Source organism: Alteromonas gilva, assembly GCF_028595265.1.
Classification (GTDB): domain Bacteria; phylum Pseudomonadota; class Gammaproteobacteria; order Enterobacterales; family Alteromonadaceae; genus Alteromonas; species Alteromonas gilva.
Genome location: NZ_JAQQXP010000003.1, coordinates 219,127 through 243,570 on the forward strand (window position 1 = coordinate 219,127; position 24,444 = coordinate 243,570).

Consider the following 24,444-nt stretch of genomic DNA (forward strand, 5'->3'; position numbering starts at 1 on the left):
TCTGTTAATGGAGAGAGACTAAATAGATACGGGTAAAAGACGGATTAACGATCAGCCTGGATTCGAATAAGGACAGGGAGCAACAAAGCCGGTCAGTGCCGGCTTGCTGATAAGCGGATCGACGCGGTGTTACAACGATAAGACTTCAAATACCAGTACGTAGCTAGCACGGCGCTTCATGGCAGGCGGCGATACCTTGTCATCTTCTAACTCAGCTTCGAGCCAGTACATCCCAGGCTCATCAAACTGCAAGGTAATATTGCCCTTCGAGTCGGCGGTGGTTTCAAGGCCTGCGGCGGTGTCACGGTACTTTTCGCCATCTTTTACTACCGTGACCTTGGTCCCTTCAGCGGCCTCACCGTTCATAAAAAACTGAAAGGCGATGTCTTCGCCTGTGTACGCGTCGTTAGGGTGAGTAAGCGCTTTTAGCTCCAGCCCTTTACCGGTAAGTGTATTGGTTTGTGATGTCGGGGCACCCAGTGTCACATATACTTCCAGTCGATTCGCCGTTTCCATTACCATTAAATCCCTGGCGTCTTGCGGTACGGAGTCATAAAAGTCTTCGACACTGGCTGTCTCACCCCGACCAGGCCAGCGGTGGCGCTCACCGTCCTCGTCCTGCCAAAATGCCATTAACGATTGCGAAGCAGTAAAAACTTTATAGGTACCAGTTTCGGTTAGCTCGACGTCAAATACGCTGCGGTATCGCAGTTTTTGCTGATGCTGAATAGTGACAGGCTGGCCAGCAGGCGACACCACCGATAAGCGCTCGACCGGATAGGCAAAGTGATCAGGATGAAAAATACCATTTGCTATCGCGGCATCAAAGGTAATCCATTCGCTGTCGCCAGACACCGCGGTGGTTGAGGGTTTTACCCATGCCCGGTGGGCATGGGTCAGAGGGCTTGTCAGGATAAGGACTAGCGCCGTGGCAGCGATAATAAGTGATTTGTTCATTTTGCAGGCTCCATTATGAGTTCTATCGATGAGAGTTCGTGTTCACCTTGAGCACGTGTTGAGAGAGGTTGTTTAACAGGTAGCGAAAGAGGGAGTTTTAGCGTTTCCCGGCCGCCCAGTTCGCGTGCCGCTTCTAGCCAAATGACATAGTTACCCGCGGGAACGTCCTTAAAGCGGCCATCAAGCATTAAGGTTGAGATGCCAGGGCGGCGGGTTGCGCCACTGACCCCGTCAATAGGGAGATCAGCACTGCGGCCGCTGCGGCGCCACCATAAACGCAAATCTTTGAGCCATTTTTCACCTTCGTCGTCGGCCATAGCAATGTCGTACCATACGGCGATGTCCTTTACCCGTTCACCCCGCTCGTTAGCCAGCCATACCGCTACATAAGGGGCATGGTATTCGGCCACCGGGATACGCGGCAGGCCAATACGTAATTCATCGGCTTTGGCGTGGGAGGGGAATACCAAAAAGGCAATAGGAATGATAAAGCCGGCAATGACCAGCGGCCAGGTTATTTTGCGCCCTTTGGCGTAGCGCTTGAGTAACATTAATCCTGTAACACTAAACACAATACATGCTCCTGAAAATATATCGAGAAACCAGCGCCACGCCCACGGCGTGTTGCGGCCCTTGTGTAAGTCATTTAAATAGGCGATAGCACCGCGGTTGGTTGTTTCCTGATAAAAATCGCCGGTATCGAGGGTGATAGTGAACCATGTATCGCCGCCGGCTCGTGGCATTGCTACGTATACCTCAAACGCATCCCACTGTGCATCAACCCTGCCCGGTAAAGTACTGCCTGTTGTCTCGCGGTACCATTTGCGAAAGCCGGGCGAAAAGCGTTGTTGTTCGACGAGTTCGCTCAGCAAGGACGGTGTAATACCCGCCTCGGTGACCACCGTTTGCGGCGAACTCTCGATGCTGCCAGCGTGATTAAGGGTTATGCCGGTAAAAGCAAATAGCAGCATACCGATGAGGCATATTGCTGAACTCACCCAGTGCCAGTTTTTCCAGTTCCAGAAATGGCGAGACATCCAACGCATTTATTACTCCATACCATAGGTGAAATGCCGTGAGCTCTGCTTCATCCATCGCCGCAGGCCGGATGATGTGCGGACAAGTTAACAGCAGAAAGCTTCAAACGTCAGTAACCGGTATTGTGAGTGGTTACCAGGTTTACCGGGTAAAAAGCCTTGCTCAAAAACCATCGTTGCCCGGCGATAAAGGTTAATCACGGGCGTACTGCAGGCGTTTTTTGATACGTACAAGCAGCTTAGTGGCCACGGTTAACCGGTTACGCCGAGAGAATACTGCAAGTGCCGCTGTTTATGCAAATATAAATGATAATAGTTATTGTTAAGATTGGCGTGGGGTCATGAGCGCTGACAATGGGTATCAGGTTGAGATATTTGTGTAAACGAGCATTTTTGATGCAGGGAGCGTATGAAACGCGACAGTGAATAAAGGGCCAGTGGGGGGCATTGCGCCCCACTGGCCCTGTTATTTTACTTGTTGATATTGGTGGATACGGGTAATGCCTTTTTACGTCGTATGAATACCATCAGTAATAGCGCTACACTTGCTCCTATCCCCCAGCTACCGCCGTGATGCTCTATAACGACTTCTGACGTTACAGGCCGGTCGTAATCGCTGCTTTCTATACTCTGGTAAGATAAGTCGGCATCACTGTAGGCGTCCAGAGTGGCAACATGCAGGTCAGTGTCGGCGTCTATCAACTCAATTAAGATATCGTAGTCGTTACTGGGATAGCCGGTAATTAATTCGTTTTCCAGCAATACGCCGTCTTCACTGCTATCACCGTACAGATCAAACACGTCGGTTACATGAAAGGGCTCATAATAATCTGCAGTGCCCAGGTAAACGATGGCATACACCGGGGCGCGATAGTAATTGGTGTCGGCATCAAACTCCAGATCGAACGCTGAAAAGTAGCCATCGTAGTCCCGGTCGTTATAGAGTGTCACCCAGGCGTCATAAAACCAGTAGTCGACACTTTGTGTGGTGCGCAGTTGTTCGCCGGTTTTACCCGACAAGCTGGCGAGTTCAACTTTTTTCCGGGCGGCTTTGTTTGCACTGTGACCGGCGTTGAGCGCTGGTACACGCACTGTTTCAGTAACCCTGATGTCGGCCACGGCAGACTCGGTAGCCAGTGTTTGGGCTGTGAGCAAACTCAATGAAGCGAATACGGCTGTAATCAATAAATGATGTGTAATATGGCTTTTCATAATCGCGATTCCTGTTTTAAGGGCAGTAGCTTTAAAAACAGTGTGCGAAAATTTAACTGAACAATAACTGAAGTTTACATTAACACCGGAGTCTGAACGCCATGCGTGCTGTTGCCTTTTATTTGTTTTCGTTGTGTTGCCTGAGCCTGCCAGCCACGCTGGTGTATAGTGCCGATTTCACGGTGACTCAGCTTAAGGATAAGGTTTATTTGCACCAATCCGGCCGGTATGTCGAAGGTTTTGGCATGGTTACCGGCAATGGTTTACTGGTGCTCACCGACAATCAGCAGGCGGTACTGATTGATACTCCCTGGGATGCGGCTGATATCGAGGCTTTGTTTAACTGGCTTGAAGCGCGCGACATTACGCTGCAAGGTGTAGTGGTAACCCATTCACATGACGATGCCGGAGGGCATCTGGCCTACTTCCATGAACGAGGCATTCCCAGCTGGGCATACTCTCTCACCAATAAGCTGCTGGCTGAGCAGGGTGAAACGCCGGCACAGCACACTTTTAACAACAGCGAATGGGTGGTCGCCAGTAGTATTGAGGCCTTTTATCCGGGGCCTGGTCATACCCTGGATAACACAGTGGTATGGCTGGCTGCCCATAACGTGTTGTTTGGTGGATGTTTTGTAAGAGAAGCTGCGACTGAGTCGTTGGGTTATACGGCCGAAGGTGACGTGTCGGTATGGCCTGATTCAGTGGCAAAGGTGCAAGAGCGTTACCCCAGCGCGCAGTGGGTTATCCCGGGCCACGGCGAAGTGGGAGGCAAGGCCTAGCATGAGCATACAGCAGCCCTGGCCAGTGCCGCGCAGCGCCAACCTTAATTTGATACCCATAAGGTAATGAAGCAAGGTAATCCCGCTACTAACCGCGGCACCAGCACTGCTCGACCAGTAACATTGTATCGAAGTGAAAGTCTGGTTATGCTGAACAAAATAGCATCAGACTATTCGCCAGCAACACCGTGCTTTTCTTATCGTTATCAGGACTGTCTTTTTCTGTCTGCTCGTGCAGGCCGATGTTAATTTGGAGCAGTTATGCAACGACGACGTTTTCTTCAGGGCGCCTTAGGCGGCGGTATTGCCAGTTCCCTGATAGGGTGTGCGAAAACCTCAAAGCCTGTTAATCATTCATTACCGTTATCGCCGGCCGGGTTGCCAATGCAAACAGGGCCTCTGGCGCCTATCAATGCTCAACCTGATCGCATCATTAGTACCAATGTGTGTACCCGACCGTTTCGTGCTCAGGGGCCGCGTATCGAAGTGGAAAAATCTGGCAATAAAACCCTGATCCATAATTACGGTCACGGCGGCAGCGGTTGGTCTCTCTCCTGGGGCACTGCCGCGCTGGCTGAGTCGCTGATCACTGCGGATAAGCAAACCCCGCTAGCGGTTGTCGGGTGCGGGGCGGTGGGATTGACCACTGCTATTCACTGCCAGCGGGCAGGTTATAAGGTCACTATATACGCCAAAGAGCGCCCGCCTTATGTTCGTTCTTCGTATGCAACGGGGATCTGGTCACCGGATTCGCGGATCGTAACACTCGACCATGCCAGGGCATTTGCCGATCGCTGGCAGTGGATGGCGCGGCTATCTTATCTGCGCTTTCAGACCCTGCTTGGTTTAGCCGGCACACCGGTAGAATGGACCACGATGTTTCGCATGGCAGATAAACCATTCGATGATCATGGCGGGCATAATATTCCCGGCGAGCCGCCATACCCTGATTACAGCAAGGCATTACTCAGTGACTTAACGCCAAAGGAATACGATTTATCTGCCGGGCAGAGCCCGTTTAACGCGCCCTATGTGCGCCAGTTTCCGCTGCTTATGTTTAATATCAGTGCTTATTCGCAGCATTTGCTCGATGTATTTCATCGCGGCGGTGGCAAAGTTGTAGACCGGTCGCTGAGTAGCGTTGATGACTTTAAACAGTTTGGTGAGTCAGTGATTGTTAATTGCACCGGATACGGCGCTAAAGCGCTGCTCAACGATGACTCAATCATCCCGGTGCGCGGTCAAACCTGTAAACTGATCCCACAAGATGAAGTGAAATATGGTATCCAGTACTTTGACCAGCATACTTCTGTCTATCCGCGCAGGGATGGTTTGCTGGTACAGGCCGGTGCTGAGGGCGATTTTAATAATCCCCTGGCAAATATAGATCCACAAGAATCCGTTCATGCCGTAGAGCAACTGGCCAAAATTATGCAGAGTATCAAAACAAGGACGTAGCGCGGGTGAGCAAAGGCCGCTGAGCAGGTCGCTGCGGCGCAAGAGCATTAGCGAAGGGCTGGCAAACATGTATCCCCACAAAATCCGGTGGGGATAATCAGCATCACGCTACCGGTTATTCTTCCTCGGCGTCGCTGTCATCGACACCGTCGCCGATAAAGTAAGTTCCCCAGCCGTCATAATGCACATTATGTTTGTCAGCAATTTGCAGCAGCGTGTCGATGTCTTTATCGAGAGCTTCGCGTTCTAACTGACGCTCGGCAATAATATCAAAACAAAACACGGTGCCACCGTCGTCTAAATAGACTTCTTCGGCATCGGTAACTTCAAAACCAGCTTTGAAGGAGTCAACCGCGGCTTTCTCAAGCAGGTCAAAATCCTTGCAGGCCATGTGGTGTTCAATAGTATAAGTGGCGTCCGCTTCACTGCCGTCGCTAAGCAGTGCATCGATGGTTTCCTGATTAAATTCGTACCATTCGGTACGTTCGTCGAATTGCGTCATAGTTATTGGCCTTAAGGGCAGATGTGACTAGTTTATCGCGATTTCTCGTTGTGAGCGACTTCATCGTTAAGTGTCGCAAACTTTTTTTCCATTTCACTATGATAGTAGGCCATCCAGCTTTTCGCTGAACGACTTTCGTCGAGCTGCTGCGGCGGCTGCACGTCAATAATCATTTCACCGTTATTCCAGCGGTTCCACTGGATTTTTCCATGCAGATTGCTTGCAGTAATCATTAGTACGGGCGTATTAGTGGCTAAGGCAAGGCGAAAGGCGCCCACTTTAAAGGGTAAAATGCCACGGCCATTGGAGCGTGTCCCCTCAGGGAAAAACCACACTGACAGGTGTCTTTCGGTAATTTTCTTAGCGGTTAACTGCAAGGTATCGAGTGCTCTGGCGGTATTTTTGCGATCGATCATTATATTGCCGCTCAACCAGTAGATCTGGCCAAATACGGGGATCCACTTGAGACTTTTTTTGCCAATTGTGACCACTCCGGGAAAAGCCGCCTTACAAATAGTGATGATATCGTAGCTATTTTGATGATTAGCGATCACAACATATGATTTTTGGGTGTCCAACTCAGCGGGCTTTCTAATGGTAATTTTAAGCCCCAGCAATTTTGCTAGCTGGCCGTACAGTTGACCTGCAATATACACATTGTCGCGATGGAAGGGTCTGATAATACAGGCAATAAGTACCATGAGGTTGATGACTAAAAAGGCTATCAACACCAATGGAATTCGGATCAGAGCTAACACATATTTTCCAGTTTAGTGATTGAGACGGCGATTATAGCGATTTCTCTACAGAGTGCATCTCCGATCAGTCTCAGTGACTGTTTTTGCAAGACACAGTAAAGATCTACACCTCCTGACATCTCGTGCTATGCTTAATCTATTATAACCTTAGTTTTTTATGCCTGTTCATTTGGTCATTTTGTCATGGCGTTGCTTTGTACCAGCGCTTGACTAATGTGCAGATCAATAGCATTGGTAATTAGAGCCGTCTAAACGATGCAAACATTTATTCCAGAAGATTTAGAGCCAGAAATACTCAACGATTTAATCGAAGAAATTAACGAGTTGTACGAGGCCAGCGAACAAACGTTAATTGAACTTGAGCTTAAACCGGAAGACAATGAATTGCAGCGCGCGCTGTTTCGTTCAGTGCACACTATTAAGGGTGATTTAGGTCTGGTGAATTTCACCCCCATTATTCCTTTGCTTCAACACGTAGAAGATCTGCTCGATTATTTACGTAAAGGACAGGTAAGCTACACCAGTATTATGAGCGATCTGGTACTGCTTACCATGGACAGGGTCAAGCAATTCGTAGAAAGCGTGATTGCTCGCGGTCAGGCCGAATATGACGATGTGCTGTACCAACAGTTAATTCTGGCCATTACTCGTATTACCCCGGGCAATCAGGCCGAGCATGACCGGTTGCTGGGCGAAGCGGTATTGCTGTTAAATCCGGATCTTGACCAAACCCTGACGCAACACGAACGCGGCACCGCAGATGCTGACTCTGCCGAGACTGTTAGCCGTCCGAAACTGTCGAAAACCGGCGTACCTAAAGATCTCAGTGCTGAAAAACGCGATGACATATTGTTTTTCCGCGAGCTTATGCAAACCATAGAACAACGTTCAGAGGAGTGGGCGGGCAAAGGCGATCGTATTGCTAAATTAGCGCTTTATGTCAATGATATTGCGGGTAATCCGATAGAAGAAGATCAGCTTGCCGTGGCCTGCTACGTGCATGATTTTGGCATGGCATTTATGCCATCAAAGTTAATTCGCAAAGATAAATCCTATACCGATAATGAGTTTAATTTAATGCGCTCGCACGTGTACAAAAGTGCGCGTTTACTTGAGCATCTCGACCAATGGGATATGGCGCGTAAAATTGTTATGCAGCATCACGAACGTGCCGATGGTTCGGGCTATCCTTTAGGGCTAAAAGATGACGACATCTGTGATGGCGCGTGTTTATTGGGCATCTTGGATACCTTCGATGCTATTACCCACTCGCCGTCGCGCCAGCAGCAACCAATCTACTCAAAAAAACAGGCCGTGGTTGCCCTGAATCGCCATAATGTGGGTAAATTTAACAGTAGCTGGCTGAATTACTTTAACCAGGCAATGGCCAGAGTGCTTAAACGTTAAAATGAGCACAAGTAAGGCTCAGGCGACGACTCATTGAGACGCCGCCAAATCGCTTAGCTATCGATACCAAGCTCTTTGAGTTTGCGGGTCAGGGTGTTTCGACCCCAGCCAAGACGTTTAGCCGCTTCCTGTTTGTGCCCATGAGTGTGATGCAGGGCACGTTCCAACATAATCTTCTCAAATGTCATTAAGGCATCATCAAGAATATTGTTCTGGCCATCCTTGAGCTGCTTATCAACCCACGAAGACAGCAAGTCTGTCCAGTCACCACTTTGCGCGGTGATTTTTTCAGCGGTATTGTCGGTATGAATCTCCGGTGGTAAATCAGATGGCAATACCTCCTGTCCGGATGCCATTACCGTTAACCAGCGACAAACGTTTTCCAGTTGGCGCACATTACCCGGCCAGGGCAGCTGTGCCATGACCTTTTCGGCTTCTTTGCTGAGCATTTTGGTTTCGACATCCAGCTCCTTGGCGGCGCGCCGTAAAAAGTGATGCGCCAACAAAGGAATATCTTCACGCCGTTCAGAAAGCGACGGAATATGGATCCGAATAACGTTCAGGCGGTGAAACAAGTCTTCGCGGAACTTTCCTTGTGCAACCCGTTGCTCCAGGTTTTGGTGGGTCGCGGCGATAATTCTCACATCTACAGTCACCGATTGATGGCCGCCAACACGATAGAACTGACCATCGGCCAGTACCCGCAGTAAGCGGGTTTGCACATCAAGGGGCATATCACCGATTTCATCTAAGAACAGCGTGCCGCCGTTAGCCTGTTCAAAGCGCCCCTGCCGGGCGGTTTGTGCGCCGGTGAATGCGCCTTTCTCATGACCAAATAATTCGGACTCGACCAGGTCTGCCGGAATTGCCGCCATGTTCAGTGCTATAAACGGGTTAGCCGCGCGCGGACTATGCCGGTGCAGGGCTTGTGCGACAAGCTCTTTGCCGGTCCCTGACTGGCCGTTAATCAGGACACTGATCGATGAGCGGGATAACCGCCCAATGGCGCGAAATACTTCTTGCATGGCGGGCGCTTCACCGATAATTTCGGTGGCCGATTCAGCCTGTGGTACCTGTATAGTGCGCGACTGCTCGCGGGCATGCACCAGCGCGCGCTCCACCAGCGTGACAGCCTCATCGATATCGAAGGGCTTGGGTAAGTACTCAAAGGCACCGCTTTGGTAAGCGTTGACCGCGCTGTCCAGATCCGAGTGAGCGGTCATAATGATCACCGGGATCATTGGCGCTATCTGATGTACTTCGTTAAGCAATGTCATGCCGTCCATTTGCGGCATGCGAATGTCAGAAACCACAACTTCCGGATAATGGCCGGATTCGAGCTGCAACAGCAGATCCTGCGGGTTTTCAAAACTGCAGCATTCAATGTTGGCGACCTGCAACGCTTTTTGCAGTACCCATCTGATAGAACTGTCGTCGTCAACAATCCATACGGACTCAGTAGTCATTATTTAGACTCCTTGTGGTTGATAGGTATGGATAGGATAAATTCTGTGTGTCCCGGGCGACTATCAACTTCGATTTTTCCTTCATGATGATTTACTAATGTTTGCGCTATGGATAACCCCAACCCCGAGCCAGAATCTTTACTGGTCACCAAAGGATAGAAGAGTGTGTCTCTAATTTCCGCTGGAATACCAGGGCCGTTATCGATAATTTTAATTTGGGCGGCCAAAGGATGGCGATGACCATGAATAGTAAGTTGCCGCTCTATGCGAGTGACCATGCGAATCTCAGGATTCGGTGTTTTGGAGTCACGCAGTGCCTGCACGGCATTGCGAACAATATTGAGTACCGCTTGCTGGAGCATATCCGGATCGACTCTGACATCGGGTATACTCGGATCGTAGTCACGGGTAATCGCTATTGCCTGTGACGTATCGGCCTTCATGAGACTGCGGACCTTTTCCATTGGGCGATGCAGATTACACCATTCAAGGCGCGGCAAAGAGTTAGGACCGAGAAGGCGGTCTACCAGATTACGCAGCCGGTCAGACTGTTCGATAATTAACTGGGTAAATTCTTTTTGTTCTGATGAACCCAGGGCTTTTTCGAGTAGTTGCGCAGCGCCGCGTATTCCGCCTAACGGATTTTTAATTTCATGGGCGAGACCACGAATAAGCTCACGTGCCGCGTAATGCTGTGCGTGTTGTTGATTTTCTCTTGAAATGCGCTTTTGCTGATCGATGGTTTTTACCTCAAACAGTAACCGCGGGCCTTCCTCAGTGCTCAGGTTTGTTACCGTCAGATCGGCCAACACAATTCTGTTATCACGAAAATAAAGTTTAACCTCATTTTCAGTGAAGTCTTCGCCGCGGCGAAAGGCCGCGCGCAGACGCGCTTTGTTGATAGTATTGGGAACAAAAAAATCGGCGAGAGGTTGGCCGTAGAGCTGTTTGGTGCCAGTGGCAAACAAGGCCTGACCTGCATGATTGGCGTAATCAATGCGCAGTGTGCTATCAATGACAACCAGCACTGTATTCAAATTATCGAGCAAATTATTGGTTTCAAACGACGTGGCTTGCATGCCAGCATTCTCCAATCGCACCATATTGGTGCTTTAATGTTTCTGAGTGTTATTACCTGCGTTGTGATCTTGCACTCAAAGACTCTTTTGATCCCTGATAGTGCGTGGGGTGCGCCAACTTGCTCCCGGTTAACGCACTTGTCATGGATTAATGAGTCGCGAAGCCTGATGCAGATAAAACGTTCTTGGCGTGGTAGATGCAAGAGTCTTGCCCTTATTATCGGTATGCTCAATATAAAAAGTGTGAGCGCCGCGGTTAATCCCCTCTACTTGAAATACCGGTGTTGACTGTTCTTTTAGCAATGCGCCATCCATGTATAAATGATAGCGGCCGTCAGTGTCAGGGTGGGTCACTTTAACTGCAATCTGCATGTTGCCTGAATTATTACGAACAGTGGCTTCATCCGCCGGGCTCAGTACTTCCAGTTGCGGCTTTGGCGTGGCGGGCGACGTTTGCCTGGTTACCCGGGGTGTGATCTGTGGTGTAGGCATGGCAACCTGATTAAGCGGGCCAAGCTGCACAGGTTGCGCGCCCGGCAGCGGCTTATCGGTATAAGTTACCGAGCCATCCTGATTGACAACCTTATACACCTGCTGAGCATAAGCAGGGGCAAGACATAAACTGAACAACAAAAATAAGCGCTTCATAGTGATATGATTGTAGTGAAATGCTGGCAAAAAAAAAGCCCGCAGAGGCGGGCTTTAGGTATTTCACTTAATACAATGTTTTATACACTGTAGTACATGTCAAACTCAACCGGGTGAGTTGTCATGTTAAGTTTGGTCACTTCTTCCATTTTCAGCTCGATGTAGGCATCGATCATGTCGTCAGACATTACGCCGCCGGCAGTCAGGAATTCACGGTCGTTATCCAGTGCTTCCAGGGCCATATCCAGTGAACTTGCCACAGTAGGAATTGCCAGTGCTTCTTCTGCTGGTAAGTCGTACAAGTCTTTATCCGCTGCATCACCAGGGTGGATTTTGTTTTTGATCCCGTCAAGGCCGGCCATCAACATAGCGGTAAACGCCAGGTAAGGGTTAGCTGTTGGGTCAGGGAAACGAACCTCGATACGACGAGCTTTATCGCTGGTTACGTATGGAATACGGATTGATGCAGAACGGTTACGGGCTGAGTATGCCAGCATAACCGGCGCTTCAAAGCCAGGAACCAAACGCTTGTAAGAGTTAGTAGAAGCGTTGGTAAATGCATTGATTGCACGCGCGTGCTTGATGATACCGCCAATGTAGTACAGCGCTTCTTCAGACAGGCCTGCATACTTGTCACCCGCAAAGATGTTTTTGCCATCTTTACCGATAGATTGGTGGCAATGCATACCAGAGCCATTGTCGCCAACCAGAGGCTTAGGCATAAAGGTTGCTGTTTGGCCGTAGGCGTGAGCAACGTTGTGCACAACATACTTGTAAATTTGAATTTCGTCGGCCTTTTCAACCATGGTGTTGAACTGGCAAGCAATTTCGTTTTGACCGGCAGTGGCAACTTCGTGGTGATGCGCTTCAATTACCAGGCCCATCTCTTCCATTACCAGACACATTGCAGCACGAATGTCATGCGCTGAGTCTACTGGTGGAACCGGGAAGTACCCGCCTTTCACACCAGGACGGTGACCCATGTTGCCGCCTTCGTAGTCGGCATTTGAGTTCCACTTCGCTTCAGCAGCATCAATCTTGTACATTGAGCCTGACATATCAGTGTGGAATTTGATGTCGTCAAACAGGAAAAACTCTGGCTCAGGACCAAATAGAACAGTGTCACCAATACCGGTAGATTTCAGATACTCTTCTGCGCGACGAGCGATAGAGCGAGGATCACGATCGTAGCCTTCCATGGTTGAAGGTTCTACGATATCACAGCGGATGTTAACCTGTGTTTCTTCAGCAAACGGGTCAACTACTGCAGTGGAAGGATCTGGCATCAGGATCATGTCTGATTCGTTAATTCCTTTCCAGCCAGCAATTGATGAACCATCGAACATTTTTCCTTCTTCAAAGAAATCGTCATCGACACAAGAAACAGGAATTGAAACGTGCTGCTCTTTACCCTTGGTATCAGTAAAGCGAAGATCAACAAACTTTGCTTCGCTTGATTTAATTAGTTCTAATGCCTTCTCAATTGACATCGTGTCCTCCAGGTTGTTTCGAAAATTGTGGATCGGTGTTCGACCCATCAGGTTAAAATTCTAAGCGATATTCATGCCAGCTACTTGTGACGGCTGAACAGCACAGAATTCCGAGTTGTCGTTATTATAAAAACCTGACTTTGCACTGTTATGGTGATTTTGTGTATTATTATGGTGCATTATCATGATTAAGGCGCCCTGTGTTGCCTTAGGCTATTCTTCCACCGTAGTGAGTCCTAATCAACCGATTAATTTTTTATTTAAACCTAAAAAACCTGCGCAAAGTCATTCGAATTTCTGTACAATCCGCGCTCATTTCCTTTTATCTGTACGAGAAAATTGCAGGGCCTGCCTGCTTTAGCCCATTGGCTAAGGCGTTAAAGCGCTCTGCGGGTTGACTATCAATGAATGTAACTGACATTAATAAGCTAAGAAATATCGCGATCATCGCGCACGTTGACCATGGTAAAACTACCCTGGTAGATAAGCTGCTGCAGCAGTCTGGTACCCTTGAGACCAGGGGCGAAGCACAAGAGCGCGTGATGGACTCTAACGATATTGAGAAAGAACGTGGTATTACCATACTAGCCAAAAACACGGCTATTAACTGGAATGACTACCGAATCAACATCGTGGACACGCCCGGGCACGCCGACTTTGGCGGTGAGGTAGAGCGGGTCATGTCAATGGCTGATTCTGTACTGCTGCTTGTTGATGCGCAGGAAGGTCCAATGCCACAAACCCGCTTTGTAACGCAAAAAGCGTTTGCGCAAGGCCTGAAACCTATTGTTGTTATCAACAAAATCGACAAGCCTGGTGCCCGCCCTGATTGGGTAATGGATCAGGTATTTGATTTGTTCGACAACCTCGGCGCCACCGACGACCAACTGGATTTTCAGGTGGTTTATGCGTCGGCTCTGAATGGTTGGGCGTCACTGGACGCTGATCAGAGTGGTGAGGATATGACGCCATTGTTCCAGATGATCGTGGATCAGGTTTCACCACCAGATGCAGACATCGACGGTGGCTTCCAAATGCAAATTTCGCAGCTCGATTACAACTCTTACGTTGGTGTAATCGGTGTTGGCCGTATCAAGCGTGGTAGCGTTAAGCTTAACCAGCAGGTCACTATCGTTGGTGCTGATGGCAAAAAACGCAACGGTAAAGTCGGTCTGGTGTATGGCTACCTCGGTTTGCAGCGCCATGAAGTTGAAAAGGCTAATGCAGGCGACATTATCGCTATCTCTGGCCTTGGCGAGCTTAAAATCTCTGACACCATCTGTGATGTAAACAACGTTGAAGCGTTGCCGCCACTGAGTGTCGACGAGCCGACCGTAACCATGACCTTCCAGGTTAATACGTCACCTTTTGCAGGTAAAGAAGGTAAGTACGTTACCTCACGTAACATCCTCGAACGTTTACAGGACGAATTAGTGCATAACGTTGCACTGCGTGTAGAAGAAACCGCCGATCCGGACAAATTCCGCGTGTCGGGCCGTGGTGAACTGCACTTAGGTATTCTGATTGAAAACATGCGTCGTGAAGGTTACGAACTGGCGGTATCCCGTCCGGAAGTTATCTTAAAAGAAGAGAACGGCCAAACCTTTGAACCCTTTGAAACACTGACCGTTGACTGTGAAGAGCAACATCAGGGTTCAATTATGGAACAACTTGGTTTGCGTAAAGCCGAGATGACCGACATGTCGCCAGACGGTAAAGGCCGTGTGCGTATCGACTTCGTGATCCCGAGTCGTGGTTTGATTGGTTTCCAGACTGAGTTCATGACCTTGACCTCAGGCTCAGGTTTGCTGTACCACTCATTTGATCATTACGGCCCGCATAAAGGCGGTATTATCGGCAAACGTAAAAACGGTGTGCTGATTGCCAATGCGAACGGTAAAGCCCTGACTAACGCGCTGTTTAACCTGCAAGAGCGTGGTCGTTTGTTTATCGGCCATGGTGTTGAAGTGTACGAAGGTATGGTTATCGGTATTCACAGCCGCGACAACGACCTGACTGTTAATGCGCTGAAAGGTAAGCAGCTGACTAACGTTCGCGCGTCAGGTACCGATGAAGCACAAACACTGGTACCACCAATCAGAATGTCACTCGAGCAGGCGCTTGAGTTTATTGATGACGATGAACTGGTAGAAGTTACCCCACAGAGCATTCGTATTCGTAAGAAGCTACTGACTGAGAACGATCGTAAGCGGGCATCACGCGCGCCGAAGTAATTCGCTGCTTGCCAGTGAAACGTTGAATTGTTCAAGTAAAAAGGCCGGTTGTTAACACAACCGGCCTTTTTTCTATTAAAATCGTCTTAGATAGCTTATTACTGAGCAGGTTATGTCACTACTGAATATTGTGGTCATAGATGATGATGAGATCACCTTGGAGCTTATCGTTAACTTTCTGGAGTCTGACCTTCAGTGTAACGTTGTGAGCTTTTCCAACAGCGCACTGGCGCGACAATTTTTGTTGCAGCAAACGATAGGTTCACTCGACCTGGTGATCAGTGATATGGTGATGCCGGATTTCGACGGACTGGCCTTGCTAAGGGAGTGCCGCAGTAATGGCCTGATGTTCCCTTTTGTGTTTATGACCGCGTACGAATCGCGACAAACAAAGTTGCTGGCCAGGCAGCTTGGCGCAGTGGCGTATTTGGTAAAACCGGTGATACGTAAAAAGCTGATAAGTTTAATCAAGCAACAAGTGCCAACCGTTTAAGCAGCGGTAAAAACCGCGTTAATTTAAAAGGTAGTTATTTTGAGTCAATTTGATAGCACCCCCGATCGCAGTGAGTTTTGGTCTTTTAAGTGGCAAAAATACGCCGGCCGCGAAGATATCATTCCCTGCTGGGTTGCCGACACCGAGTATCAGTGTGCAGCGCCGATTCTGGAGGCGCTGCGCAAACAAACCGACTATGGCGTGCTGGGCTATTCACTGCCAGCGCAGCATGAACCGGCCAACACCGCCGTTCAACGCTGGTTGAAAGACAAGCATGACTGGACTGTTAACAGCGACTGGATTGTCTGGAACCCAGGGGTTGTGCCTGCGTTTAATGTGGCGATAAAAGCATACGCTAAAGCGGGCGATAAAGTGTTAGTGCAATCGCCTAATTATCCGCCATTGTTAGCGGCGCCTGGCCTAAACCAGTGTGAAAGGGTGGATATCCCGACAATACTCGAGGGTGAACGTTGGACCATCGACTTCGATGCACTGGAGACAGCTGCAGCCGACCCGGCATGCAGTCTGATGATATTGTGTAACCCTATGAACCCGGTTGGCTCGGTAATGAGTCAGGCCGAGATAGACAAAATCAGTGACATTTGCGTGCGCCATAATGTTGCGCTGTGCTCTGATGAAATTCACTGCGATCTGATTTTGGATGAACACGCTAAACATATTCCCGCGGGCCGGGTTGAGCAGCTTGCCGAGCGCAGTGTAACGCTTATGGCAGCCAGTAAAACCTTTAACGTTGCAGGCCTGGGAACTTCCTTTGCGATAATACCGGATGCAACCATGCGTCGTCAGTTTATTCAGGCGGCAGCAGGGATTGTGCCCTGGGCAAATGTCATGGGGCTGGTGGCAACAGCTGCTGCATTTACCCGTTGCGATGACTGGTTGGCAGAACAAATCACGTATTTGCGCAGTAATCGCGACTATCTGATAGAACGCATCAATGCCATTGACGGGCTCAGGGTTGTGCCCTCGGCGGCCACCTTCCTGGCCTGGGTCGATGCCTCTGGCCTGGGCGTCAGCGATGTACAAAAATGGTGTGAAGAAAGGGGCGTCGGACCTTCACCGGGTCGCGACTTTGGCGCGCCGGCGTTTTTCCGCATAAACTTTGGCTGTAGCCGCGCCATGCTCACCGACATTCTTGACCGGCTCAGTCAGTAACGGGCTAAAGCAATGCTGTGGACAGGCAGGCTTGCCCGCAGCATTGTAATACCGCGCTGTTACGCCTCTTGTGCGGCTATTGTGCGCCGCACTGCGCGACGCGTTGGCGCAAGGCTTAACTGAATTTTTGCCAGCTAAGCCAGGCAATCAGAACAACCACTGCAATGCCAACAATGTTTGTAGGCCAATTGTTTTTAAGCCGACCAAGCTGGCGGTGCGTGTTCATCATATATAATAGCAGCAGCGCTATCACCGGCAAAAGCAAGCCATTTGCAGCCTGAGCAAATAAGATTGCCATGAGTGGCTTAATACCGCTAAGCGTCACCAGTACACCAATAACAATAATGCTCAACCATATCGCTTTAAACCAGCCACTGGTTAAATCCGCCGGTTTATTCAAAGCGCCACATACCGCATAAGCCGCGGCCAGTGGTGCGGTAATCGTGCTGGTTAAACCGGCAGCAAAAATACCCACCGCAAAAAACAGTTCAGCGTAACTGCCCAATAACGGGGCCAGCTGTTTGGCCAGGTTACCGGCATGCAGTGCTTCTGACTGGCCATAAAACGCCTGCATGGCGGTTGCCATAATAAACAACGTAATTAAGCCGCCAACGCCGACTGCCAGCGTCGACTGGCGTCTGTAGGCTGTTGCAGGTTGCGGCGTCTGACTTTCACTGCGTGCTATTAAGCTGGCGTGCAAAAACAGGTTATAGGGCACGATGGTTGTGCCAATGAGGGCTAAAATTGTGGTAAGACTGTCAGGCGATGCTACCGGATGCATGATCTGGCTGGCCATGGCCGCCCAGTCTGGATTACTCACCGCCAGCGTCACCACAAATACCAGTGCCATAACACCTACCAGGGAAACCAGTACCGACTCAATGAGATGATAGCGTCCGTGCCACAGTAACGCGATGGCAAGCAGACCCAGTACAACGCTCCAGCTGCCGGTACCCATAGCATATAAGCTATTTAAACCTATTGCGGCGCCGGTGAGGTTACCGGCTTCGTACGCCGCATTGCCGATGCCAATTGCACTGATAACCAGCAATGCCAATAGCCCGCGAGCCAGCGGATGACGAATACTCGAAGCAATGGCTTCACTCATACCGACTTTCGTTGCAAAGCCAAGTCGCACAGCCATGTCTTGCAAAACAATCGTCGCGATGACCGAAAACAGGAGTGCCCAGACCAGGTGGAAACCATAACTGGCGCCAGCCATACTGGCGGTTGATACTGTACCTGGGCCAATAAAGGCGGCGGCGATGATGAATCCGGATTTACTGCGGGCTTGGGCCATTGTGTACTCTGATCGTCGTGCAATGCTCAGCCTGATAACGTGCGCTGCTAATTGCTTTGAGTCTGTTATTATCGACAGGTACACTGAGTGTATTACGGCTGGGTGTTGTTTAACAACCCAAATCACCTACAGGAGCGAGCAATGTCAGGTAATGGTTATGACGATAACGAGCTGTCAATGGCCGGGGTATTATCAGCCCGGCCTTACCTTGAAGGGGTTATCTTTGCTGTTGCGGCCTGTCCTGAAATTCCCATGCCGGAAAAGTGGATGCCATGGGTGTTGCGTGCCGATTTAAACGTAGCGGTAAGCAAAGAACAAGCTGACCAGTTGGCAGACTTTTTAATGGGCCGGTTGCGCGCTGCACTCGATGCTATGCGTAAAGGTGAAAGCTTGTTACCTGCGGACTATGTAGAGCCGTCAGCGCCAGAGAAAGAGCCATCAGCAAGGCAGCAGGAGAACCTGAAAAATTGGCTTAAAGGCGTATTAACCGGACATCAGCAGCTTGAATCACAATGGCAGCAGGCGTGGAAATCCAATGAGGATGAGGCGCTTGATATGACCGACTTAGCCACTCGTTTAACGCGTTGCCTTAAACTATTCAGCACCTTAGCCAATCCTTCACTCACACTCAGTCAGGCGCCTGCAGATAAACGCCAGGCATTGGCGCAGGGCCTGCCTAAATTAGCTGCCAGTTTACCGGCGATGCTCAAAGAGTATGTTGCCATTAGCGGCGAGTTGGTGCAGGCATTACCTAATCAGTTTGAAGTGGTAGCCAAAGATGCCGCCAATGATCCTGAAGCTGGGGCAAACTAGCGGGAATTCAGCTTAGCGCTCTCTTTGCCGGTCCTGCAGTTGGTTGCGAACCTTGCCCACATAGCAGTCAAGTTCTTGCTTGGATTGATCGTAGGCGGTTTGCAATTCCTGCGAACCGGGCTGCTCCATCAACGCCTGAAAGGCAATGTCAGTTTTGTGCAATAATTCTTTTAACAGCTGATTATTGATGTCCATTTAAATTCCTTTTGTCGTGGCTCATAGTCCTTCAGAGCAAGTTCAGTTTAACGTCAAATGTGCAGCTGTACAGGAAAACTCAGTCGTTTTTTGCGTCGGTCGTCGTTTAAACGTTACCGACAAACTTAAGATCAGTCACTATACAAATTTTACCACTGCCAGCGCGATGACAAGCAGCAAAACGAGCACCGGGGCTTCGTTTAAAATACGGAAGTACCGGGCTGAATGGTTTATCCGATCGTTGGCAAATTGCTTCACCAGATACCATAAATAAAAATGGTAGCCATAAATGCCCGCCACTAACACTATTTTGACGTGTAACCAGGTCGATGCGGCAAACCATGCATAGCCGTAAGTGTAGATGAGCATTACGCCAAATACCAAGGTGAAGAGAGCGAAAGGTGTGACAAACAGCCACAGACGACGCTCCATCACCTTAAATTGAGCGCGCACAGCCTGACTGTCTGTTTCAGCGTGGTAAACAAAGAGTCGGGGTAAATAAAATATACCCGCGAACCAGGCCACCATAAAAAACAGATGGAAGGTTTTTAACCAGAGTATTGTCATGACATAGTTCGCTCTTTTTATTAAAACTGTGCGCGTTGCAGATAGCTTTGCAGTCTGTTCCAGGTGATTACACCGCATATCTCGTCGGGCTGATTGTCTTCATATATAAACACTGCACCAGAGCGGGTGCTTTTCAGTAGCTCGTAAACTTCTGCCAGGGTGGCCTGGGCAGATACACCGCTCATGGTTTGATAACTGATAGGATCGGCATGCCGGTCCAGGCTGACATCATAGTGGACCCAGGAATACTTGATGTCTAACTCAAACTTATTTTGCTGAATGACCGTCAGTGTTGGGGCATCGGCGAGCACTTTCTGCAATGCCGACTCCGGCGCATCATAGAACAATTTATAATCGGTATCCATGGCAGCCAATACACCGGTTTTTTCTAATGACTCACGAATAGACGTAATGGCATAGGGGAGCTTTTGAAAATCTAACTGCTGAATAAAGATAGAACGGTTACCTAAAAATTGTGTGGCCGTGACGTAGGCCGGCACAATCACCAGAATTGCCGGTAATATAATTTCCGGCCGGTAGGACAGTTCCATGACCGCCGACAGCGCGGCCAGTGGCGCATGTAATACGGCAGTGAGCATGCCTGCAATGCCAAGTAATGCAAAGCTGCTGGTAAAGTCATCAACCGGCAACCAATAGGATACGGGGAACAATAATACCGCCCCTGCCAGCATGCCAATCACCATCACCGGGCCAATGATGCCCCCTGGTATGCCCAATCCTATGGCACAAACGGCGAGTAAGAATTTCATCAGCAAAATAATCACTAACATAAGTACGCTGGGGTGCGATGAGAAAAGCGCGTTAATATCTTCAAAGCTGGCGCCTAATGCGTCGGGCATTAATGCGCCGCCCATCGCAGTCAGTAACCCGGCAAGCAATAACCGGTTAATCATGGATACCCGGCGAAAGGCAGTCATTATCGACATTAACAAGTGGTTAAATAGCGTGGCCAGCACCCCCAGCAGGCAGCCAAAGATGATCAGGTAGAGATACAGCCACTGGCTAAAGGAAGAAAACGAAAAGTACGCCAGCTCGTTGCCTTCACCAAATACAATCCGGGTAATCACCGAGCCGCAGGCCGCAGCCAGCATAACCGGCACAAATACGTGGATTTTATATTCCCGCAGCACCACTTCCATTACGAATATTACGGCTGCAAACGGGGTATTAAACGATGCAGAGATACCCGCTGCGATACCACATCCTGCTAAGGTTCTTATACTGTTCTGCGGCAGTTTCAGGAGTTGACCAAATAAGCTGCTGCCAGCTGCACCAAGATGGACAGACGGGCCTTCACGGCCGACAACGAAGCCGCCGGCGAGTGCAAACATACCGCCAAAAAACTGGTTGAATGTGGTTCGCCAGGGAATATGGCCGTAGTGTTGTTTTACCCGGTGGATAACAAACGGAATGCCCAGCCGGTAGTGTTTAAAACCGGTGATAAACGCAAACAATAAAATCAGTATAACCGCGGCCACAGGCATAATGAGCCAGATAAGAGTCTGACTGAGTCCAAAGGACGCCAGCATGGCAACCCCACTGTTTTGCAGCCAGTCGATACCCAATCTGAACAATACAATTAACAGCGCTGAGGTGACTCCGGCAAAAATGCCCAGCAGACATACCTGAATAGAGGTTCTTGGGTGGGCCAGTTCATGTCGCAGCGCGCGCAGGTGCATAGGAGAAAACAGCTCTGAAAAATTAGTTTAAATATTAACACAAGGTATTGGTTTGCAAAGCGTTGAGCAAGCTTTTCGCGGCAACTTTAGGAGGAATGATTGAATATTTGTGTTAAAACGGGCAAAGTGCGGTTTTTGGTCTCTTTGAAACGGTTATGCACTTATCTGAAATTCCTCAGCGTCTCGGCCAAACCCGAACCATCGTGTTGCTAGGGGCCAGTTTGCTGGGGATGTTGGTATTTGGTTTCATCCTGGCCAATGTTGAGCGCCAGCGTTTGCTCGACAAAACGGCCCATTTGAGTCATTCAGTGGCCAATTTACGTGCTGAAAATGAGCAGCTACAAACCGAGTCGAATCAACTTAAGGTCAAACTTGAGTTGGCACAATTGCGCAGCGAGCAGTTAAAGCAAGACGTAGTCAGGTTACAGGAAGACATTTTTAATCTTCAGACCGATAAAGCCTTTTACCAGCATGTGGTCGCGCCAGAGACTACCCAGGACGGCTTTTTTATTGACGGGCTTGAGTTATTTGCGACTGCAACCGAAGGTTACTACCGGATCACCATGGTATTGCTGCAGCAGCGCTCTGTGAGTGCAGTAGTTAAAGGAGAGCTGGCGATATCCGTAACCGGCAATGACAATGGCCAGCATAAAGTATTGTCTTCAGCCACCGACGGGATTTTACCTGAAGGCGATATGGCCTATGCCTTTAAATACTTTCAGCCGGTCACCTTGTACCTGCAGCTACCGCAGGGCTTCAGCCCCCAATCTATTACGTTATCAACGTCAGTGTTTCAATATAAACGTTTGCGCGGTGAGTATGAGCGCATCTATAGCTGGCAGGATATCCTTGTATCTTCATCATCATCATGATGTAAACCGGATTACATCCAGGCCGGTTTGTTAACCTCCACTTCGTGCAATATTTTTTGAACCAGCGGGGCAGCAACCTGTTCTGGCACAAAGGGGACCTTTACCTTACCGCTGGCTAATACAAATTCCAGCGTCACCAGTTTACGCTGGCGCATCAGTATGTTTTGTTTAATGATTATCTGTTGCGTCTTCGCCAGAGGGAAGCACCAATAGTCGATACCAATCGTTCCTTTGCGCACGTACACATACTGTTCATCGCTGCTGATACCCCAGCGCTTATAGTGCAGCACAGTGAGTGTGGCGCTAACGGCCATCAATAATACTGCCGGTAATACACCAATGTGCTGCAGATTAAAAATAAGCGAAGCGCTAACCGCCGCATTCAGCGGCAACAGCCAAAAAATGCACTGTCGCCACAGGTAACGGACATCAATAGGGTGAAAGTCTGCGTGTCTGACCTGCTGGGAAGCAAACACATCGCGGGTCAGTATGTCGGCCTCATCTACGGTTACCGACGGGATCAAGAGTTTATTGGTCGCTTTGAGTTCGTTTTGTACTTGCTGACCGGTAACATTTTGTTCAAAAAACAGGTTTACCCGTCCCAGGATCCGGTCCAGCCAATCCTGCTGTTGCCGGGCAATCTGCACTCGCGACTGCTTCATGCTTACTTCCTGGCGATTTAGCAGGCCACTACGGCGCACGTATTTATTGTCGTGCTTGCTCAGGGTATAGCCATAAAACATTAAAATGCTGCCAGCAATGGAAAACAACGCCATAAGGATGATCAGCAGCACAGCAATTAATAAGGTCATGACACCCACATACCACAGGGCTACCGCTTGCTCGCCGAGTAACGCTTCCACCTGGGGACGAAGGCGATTCATCTGACTGAAAATGAAGCTCGAAATTTGATCGTAAAACGGTGCAAGGGTGCCCAGCAATATCCACATGCGGTTATTGGTGATACCGTGCAACACCAGATCGCCGATGGTACGGCGGTTAAGCACCTCTCCTTCCTGGTTAGCATCAACTGGTGTAGCTGCTTGCGGCAATTCTTGCTGGCGGTTCGCCCGGGCCTGCATAATCGTCGTCTTGATATGGCGGGCGTACTCATCGGAGACACCAACAAACTGTGCCTCTTGCTTTGATGAACCAGCCGTGTCCAGGGTAACGATAAGCAGATCTTTCGGGCGAAAGTAAATCGGCTGGTCGAACTTTATATTCTGAATGCGTTCAAAGGGCAGATCGGTAAAGGTACGGTCGAAAACCCCCGAGCGGATAGAGATGCCCTGTGCCGTAATGCAAAACTGAAAAAACAAAAAGCGCAATACCGCGACAACAAGCAGTCCACACCCCAGCCCCAGCACAACCAGGGGCAGCCACTGAGAGTCCAGTAATTTATGTCCGCCGACCAGGTAAGCGGGTACAATGTAAATGGCGAAACTGACCGTGTGCTTTAGTTGAAACCATAAAAAGTGGATGACCGACCAGGGGGACACGCGACGCCAATCGCTGTTTTCTGCCTGAGAGACTTCTGAAGAGGTATGCATTTTAATCTCTGGTCAGGTCAGAATGGTCTAACACAAATTGTCTCAAGCGTTCAGCAACGTCTTTTGGCAGGCCCGGAATTGCCAGCGTGTGGTCGCTGCCGCCAGCGGAATACACCTTTAATGTTGCCAGACCAAAATAACGCTCAAAAGGCCCGCGCTGAATGTCGATATGTTGAATACGCAGCACCGGTTGGCAAATCACCTTTTTAAAAAATAAGCCTTTATAAAGAATAATATCCTGCTCGCGGATGGTATAAAAAATCAGCCGGTCAGCAAAAAAGTGGTAGCCAAAGCTCAGGCTACCAAGGATGAAGACGCCAAACGCGGCAACACTAACGCCAAACTCACCCTCAACAGGTAAGTCATACCAGGGCTGAAGGCGCACGCCAACGAGAATCACGGTGATAAGGAGTGTGAAAAACACGCAGAGACCGAGATTAAGTATGCGGTAACGGGGCGAGATGGGCTCGGCAGGCAGGCTCGCCAGACTCGGTAATTCGCTGCTCTGTAGTGGTAAATTAGTAACCATGTGATTGTCCCTGTCTGGCGTGTTTAACAGTGAATGTCTGCCTACTATAGCACCGTGGTACAGCGAGAAGTCCAGGTTTAAATTGTTACTTGTGTTGTCGTGATTGGGTGGACGTGATTTGACATATTAAAACCGTCAACGCATTCATTACAACGCCCGACAATATGCGTAACCGGGCAAGCATTTATAAGCGCAAGACGCTCTCCTTCCATTTGCGATAAC

At 49.4% G+C, this 24,444-nt stretch carries 24 protein-coding genes; 9 read left to right on the plus strand and 15 right to left on the minus strand.

Annotated elements, in window-relative coordinates; genetic code table 11:
- Positions 1-129: 129 nt before the first annotated feature.
- On the minus strand, positions 130-957 hold the full coding sequence (locus OIK42_RS17310; protein WP_273642339.1) for a DUF4198 domain-containing protein: 828 nt from the start codon (positions 955-957) through the stop codon (positions 130-132).
- Entirely contained in the window at positions 954-2,003 is a 1,050-nt protein-coding gene (locus tag OIK42_RS17315) for a PepSY-associated TM helix domain-containing protein (protein ID WP_273642340.1), read from the minus strand. Before OIK42_RS17315 ends, OIK42_RS17310 begins: the two co-directional genes overlap by 4 nt.
- A gap of 29 nt (positions 2,004-2,032) precedes the next feature.
- Between OIK42_RS17315 and OIK42_RS17320 the strand changes: the two genes are divergently transcribed.
- On the plus strand, positions 2,033-2,191 hold the full coding sequence (locus OIK42_RS17320) for a hypothetical protein (protein ID WP_273642341.1): 159 nt from the start codon (positions 2,033-2,035) through the stop codon (positions 2,189-2,191).
- Between the two features lie 274 nt (positions 2,192-2,465).
- Here the strand turns inward: OIK42_RS17320 and OIK42_RS17325 are convergent, their stop codons facing one another.
- The gene (locus tag OIK42_RS17325) at positions 2,466-3,206 is read right to left on the minus strand and encodes a choice-of-anchor H family protein (RefSeq protein WP_273642342.1); all 741 of its coding nucleotides are present in this window, start codon (positions 3,204-3,206) and stop codon (positions 2,466-2,468) included.
- Positions 3,207-3,307: 101 nt separating this feature from the next.
- Here OIK42_RS17325 and bla point away from each other — a divergent pair, with 101 nt between their 5' ends.
- Complete coding sequence (bla, locus tag OIK42_RS17330) at positions 3,308-3,988, plus strand: subclass B1 metallo-beta-lactamase (RefSeq protein WP_273642343.1); 681 nt, start codon at positions 3,308-3,310, stop codon at positions 3,986-3,988.
- 261 nt (positions 3,989-4,249) lie between these two features.
- Positions 4,250-5,446: an FAD-dependent oxidoreductase gene (locus tag OIK42_RS17335; protein WP_273642344.1), complete on the plus strand. Its 1,197-nt coding sequence runs from the start codon at positions 4,250-4,252 to the stop codon at positions 5,444-5,446.
- Between the two features lie 115 nt (positions 5,447-5,561).
- Here the strand turns inward: OIK42_RS17335 and rraB are convergent, their stop codons facing one another.
- Both rraB and OIK42_RS17345 read right to left on the minus strand, forming a co-directional pair.
- Positions 5,562-5,948: a ribonuclease E inhibitor RraB gene (gene rraB / locus OIK42_RS17340; protein WP_273642345.1), complete on the minus strand. Its 387-nt coding sequence runs from the start codon at positions 5,946-5,948 to the stop codon at positions 5,562-5,564.
- Positions 5,949-5,980: 32 nt separating this feature from the next.
- Entirely contained in the window at positions 5,981-6,706 is a 726-nt protein-coding gene (locus OIK42_RS17345; RefSeq protein WP_273642346.1) for a 1-acylglycerol-3-phosphate O-acyltransferase, read from the minus strand.
- Positions 6,707-6,961: 255 nt separating this feature from the next.
- Between OIK42_RS17345 and OIK42_RS17350 the strand changes: the two genes are divergently transcribed.
- Positions 6,962-8,113, plus strand: coding sequence for an HD-GYP domain-containing protein (locus OIK42_RS17350; protein ID WP_273642347.1), 1,152 nt, complete (start codon positions 6,962-6,964; stop codon positions 8,111-8,113).
- A gap of 53 nt (positions 8,114-8,166) precedes the next feature.
- Here OIK42_RS17350 and glnG read toward each other — a convergent pair whose 3' ends face one another.
- The 4 genes from glnG to glnA form a co-directional block, all read right to left on the minus strand.
- Positions 8,167-9,579, minus strand: coding sequence for a nitrogen regulation protein NR(I) (glnG, locus tag OIK42_RS17355; protein ID WP_273642348.1), 1,413 nt, complete (start codon positions 9,577-9,579; stop codon positions 8,167-8,169).
- A complete protein-coding gene (glnL, locus tag OIK42_RS17360) occupies positions 9,579-10,658 on the minus strand; it encodes a nitrogen regulation protein NR(II) (protein WP_273642349.1) in 1,080 nt (359 codons plus the stop codon). The genes glnG and glnL overlap by 1 nt, the downstream gene beginning before the upstream one ends.
- Positions 10,659-10,799: 141 nt before the next feature.
- Positions 10,800-11,306 (minus strand): DUF4124 domain-containing protein, encoded by a 507-nt coding sequence (locus OIK42_RS17365; RefSeq protein WP_273642350.1) that lies wholly within the window; start codon positions 11,304-11,306, stop codon positions 10,800-10,802.
- Between the two features lie 80 nt (positions 11,307-11,386).
- Positions 11,387-12,796 (minus strand): glutamate--ammonia ligase, encoded by a 1,410-nt coding sequence (glnA, locus tag OIK42_RS17370; protein ID WP_273642351.1) that lies wholly within the window; start codon positions 12,794-12,796, stop codon positions 11,387-11,389.
- Between the two features lie 404 nt (positions 12,797-13,200).
- On the opposite strand from glnA, the gene typA reads away from it, so the two are divergent.
- The 3 genes from typA to OIK42_RS17385 all read left to right on the plus strand — a co-directional run bounded on the left by typA (position 13,201) and on the right by OIK42_RS17385 (position 16,696).
- A complete protein-coding gene (gene typA, locus OIK42_RS17375) occupies positions 13,201-15,030 on the plus strand; it encodes a translational GTPase TypA (protein WP_273642352.1) in 1,830 nt (609 codons plus the stop codon).
- A 112-nt stretch (positions 15,031-15,142) separates the two neighbouring features.
- The gene (locus tag OIK42_RS17380; protein ID WP_273642353.1) at positions 15,143-15,523 is read left to right on the plus strand and encodes a response regulator; all 381 of its coding nucleotides are present in this window, start codon (positions 15,143-15,145) and stop codon (positions 15,521-15,523) included.
- 36 nt (positions 15,524-15,559) lie between these two features.
- Entirely contained in the window at positions 15,560-16,696 is a 1,137-nt protein-coding gene (locus OIK42_RS17385) for a MalY/PatB family protein (protein ID WP_273642665.1), read from the plus strand.
- 115 nt (positions 16,697-16,811) lie between these two features.
- On the opposite strand, the gene OIK42_RS17390 is transcribed toward OIK42_RS17385, so the two are convergent.
- On the minus strand, positions 16,812-17,996 hold the full coding sequence (locus tag OIK42_RS17390) for an Nramp family divalent metal transporter (protein ID WP_273642354.1): 1,185 nt from the start codon (positions 17,994-17,996) through the stop codon (positions 16,812-16,814).
- A 141-nt stretch (positions 17,997-18,137) separates the two neighbouring features.
- On the opposite strand from OIK42_RS17390, the gene OIK42_RS17395 reads away from it, so the two are divergent.
- Positions 18,138-18,809, plus strand: a complete 672-nt coding sequence (locus OIK42_RS17395) for a UPF0149 family protein (RefSeq protein WP_273642356.1) — start codon at positions 18,138-18,140, stop codon at positions 18,807-18,809.
- A 12-nt stretch (positions 18,810-18,821) separates the two neighbouring features.
- Here the strand turns inward: OIK42_RS17395 and OIK42_RS17400 are convergent, their stop codons facing one another.
- The 3 genes from OIK42_RS17400 to OIK42_RS17410 all read right to left on the minus strand — a co-directional run bounded on the left by OIK42_RS17400 (position 18,822) and on the right by OIK42_RS17410 (position 21,271).
- Positions 18,822-19,004 (minus strand): hypothetical protein, encoded by a 183-nt coding sequence (locus OIK42_RS17400; protein WP_273642357.1) that lies wholly within the window; start codon positions 19,002-19,004, stop codon positions 18,822-18,824.
- A gap of 138 nt (positions 19,005-19,142) precedes the next feature.
- Complete coding sequence (locus tag OIK42_RS17405; protein ID WP_273642358.1) at positions 19,143-19,571, minus strand: CopD family protein; 429 nt, start codon at positions 19,569-19,571, stop codon at positions 19,143-19,145.
- 20 nt (positions 19,572-19,591) lie between these two features.
- Positions 19,592-21,271 (minus strand): chloride channel protein, encoded by a 1,680-nt coding sequence (locus tag OIK42_RS17410; protein ID WP_273642360.1) that lies wholly within the window; start codon positions 21,269-21,271, stop codon positions 19,592-19,594.
- 155 nt (positions 21,272-21,426) lie between these two features.
- Between OIK42_RS17410 and OIK42_RS17415 the strand changes: the two genes are divergently transcribed.
- Positions 21,427-22,143 carry a bZIP transcription factor gene (locus OIK42_RS17415; RefSeq protein WP_273642361.1) on the plus strand — a complete coding sequence of 239 codons (717 nt, stop codon included), beginning with the start codon at positions 21,427-21,429 and terminating at the stop codon, positions 22,141-22,143.
- Between the two features lie 11 nt (positions 22,144-22,154).
- Here the strand turns inward: OIK42_RS17415 and OIK42_RS17420 are convergent, their stop codons facing one another.
- Together OIK42_RS17420 and OIK42_RS17425 are read right to left on the minus strand one after the other, a co-directional pair.
- Positions 22,155-23,693 (minus strand): PH domain-containing protein, encoded by a 1,539-nt coding sequence (locus tag OIK42_RS17420; protein ID WP_273642362.1) that lies wholly within the window; start codon positions 23,691-23,693, stop codon positions 22,155-22,157.
- A gap of 1 nt (position 23,694) precedes the next feature.
- Positions 23,695-24,222, minus strand: a complete 528-nt coding sequence (locus OIK42_RS17425; RefSeq protein WP_273642364.1) for a PH domain-containing protein — start codon at positions 24,220-24,222, stop codon at positions 23,695-23,697.
- Positions 24,223-24,444 lie beyond the last annotated feature (222 nt).

Coding starts and splice junctions, on each gene's coding strand:
- OIK42_RS17310 (WP_273642339.1), bottom strand. CDS start 957: ATGAACAAATCACTTATTATCGCTGCCACGGCGCTAGTCCTTATCCTG.
- OIK42_RS17315 (WP_273642340.1), bottom strand. CDS start 2,003: ATGCGTTGGATGTCTCGCCATTTCTGGAACTGGAAAAACTGGCACTGG.
- OIK42_RS17325 (WP_273642342.1), bottom strand. CDS start 3,206: ATGAAAAGCCATATTACACATCATTTATTGATTACAGCCGTATTCGCT.
- bla (WP_273642343.1), top strand. CDS start 3,308: ATGCGTGCTGTTGCCTTTTATTTGTTTTCGTTGTGTTGCCTGAGCCTG.
- OIK42_RS17335 (WP_273642344.1), top strand. CDS start 4,250: ATGCAACGACGACGTTTTCTTCAGGGCGCCTTAGGCGGCGGTATTGCC.
- rraB (WP_273642345.1), bottom strand. CDS start 5,948: ATGACGCAATTCGACGAACGTACCGAATGGTACGAATTTAATCAGGAA.
- OIK42_RS17350 (WP_273642347.1), top strand. CDS start 6,962: ATGCAAACATTTATTCCAGAAGATTTAGAGCCAGAAATACTCAACGAT.
- glnG (WP_273642348.1), bottom strand. CDS start 9,579: ATGACTACTGAGTCCGTATGGATTGTTGACGACGACAGTTCTATCAGA.
- glnL (WP_273642349.1), bottom strand. CDS start 10,658: ATGCAAGCCACGTCGTTTGAAACCAATAATTTGCTCGATAATTTGAAT.
- OIK42_RS17365 (WP_273642350.1), bottom strand. CDS start 11,306: ATGAAGCGCTTATTTTTGTTGTTCAGTTTATGTCTTGCCCCTGCTTAT.
- glnA (WP_273642351.1), bottom strand. CDS start 12,796: ATGTCAATTGAGAAGGCATTAGAACTAATTAAATCAAGCGAAGCAAAG.
- typA (WP_273642352.1), top strand. CDS start 13,201: ATGAATGTAACTGACATTAATAAGCTAAGAAATATCGCGATCATCGCG.
- OIK42_RS17380 (WP_273642353.1), top strand. CDS start 15,143: ATGTCACTACTGAATATTGTGGTCATAGATGATGATGAGATCACCTTG.
- OIK42_RS17390 (WP_273642354.1), bottom strand. CDS start 17,996: ATGGCCCAAGCCCGCAGTAAATCCGGATTCATCATCGCCGCCGCCTTT.
- OIK42_RS17395 (WP_273642356.1), top strand. CDS start 18,138: ATGTCAGGTAATGGTTATGACGATAACGAGCTGTCAATGGCCGGGGTA.
- OIK42_RS17400 (WP_273642357.1), bottom strand. CDS start 19,004: ATGGACATCAATAATCAGCTGTTAAAAGAATTATTGCACAAAACTGAC.
- OIK42_RS17405 (WP_273642358.1), bottom strand. CDS start 19,571: ATGACAATACTCTGGTTAAAAACCTTCCATCTGTTTTTTATGGTGGCC.
- OIK42_RS17410 (WP_273642360.1), bottom strand. CDS start 21,271: ATGCACCTGCGCGCGCTGCGACATGAACTGGCCCACCCAAGAACCTCT.
- OIK42_RS17415 (WP_273642361.1), top strand. CDS start 21,427: ATGCACTTATCTGAAATTCCTCAGCGTCTCGGCCAAACCCGAACCATC.
- OIK42_RS17420 (WP_273642362.1), bottom strand. CDS start 23,693: ATGCATACCTCTTCAGAAGTCTCTCAGGCAGAAAACAGCGATTGGCGT.
- OIK42_RS17425 (WP_273642364.1), bottom strand. CDS start 24,222: ATGGTTACTAATTTACCACTACAGAGCAGCGAATTACCGAGTCTGGCG.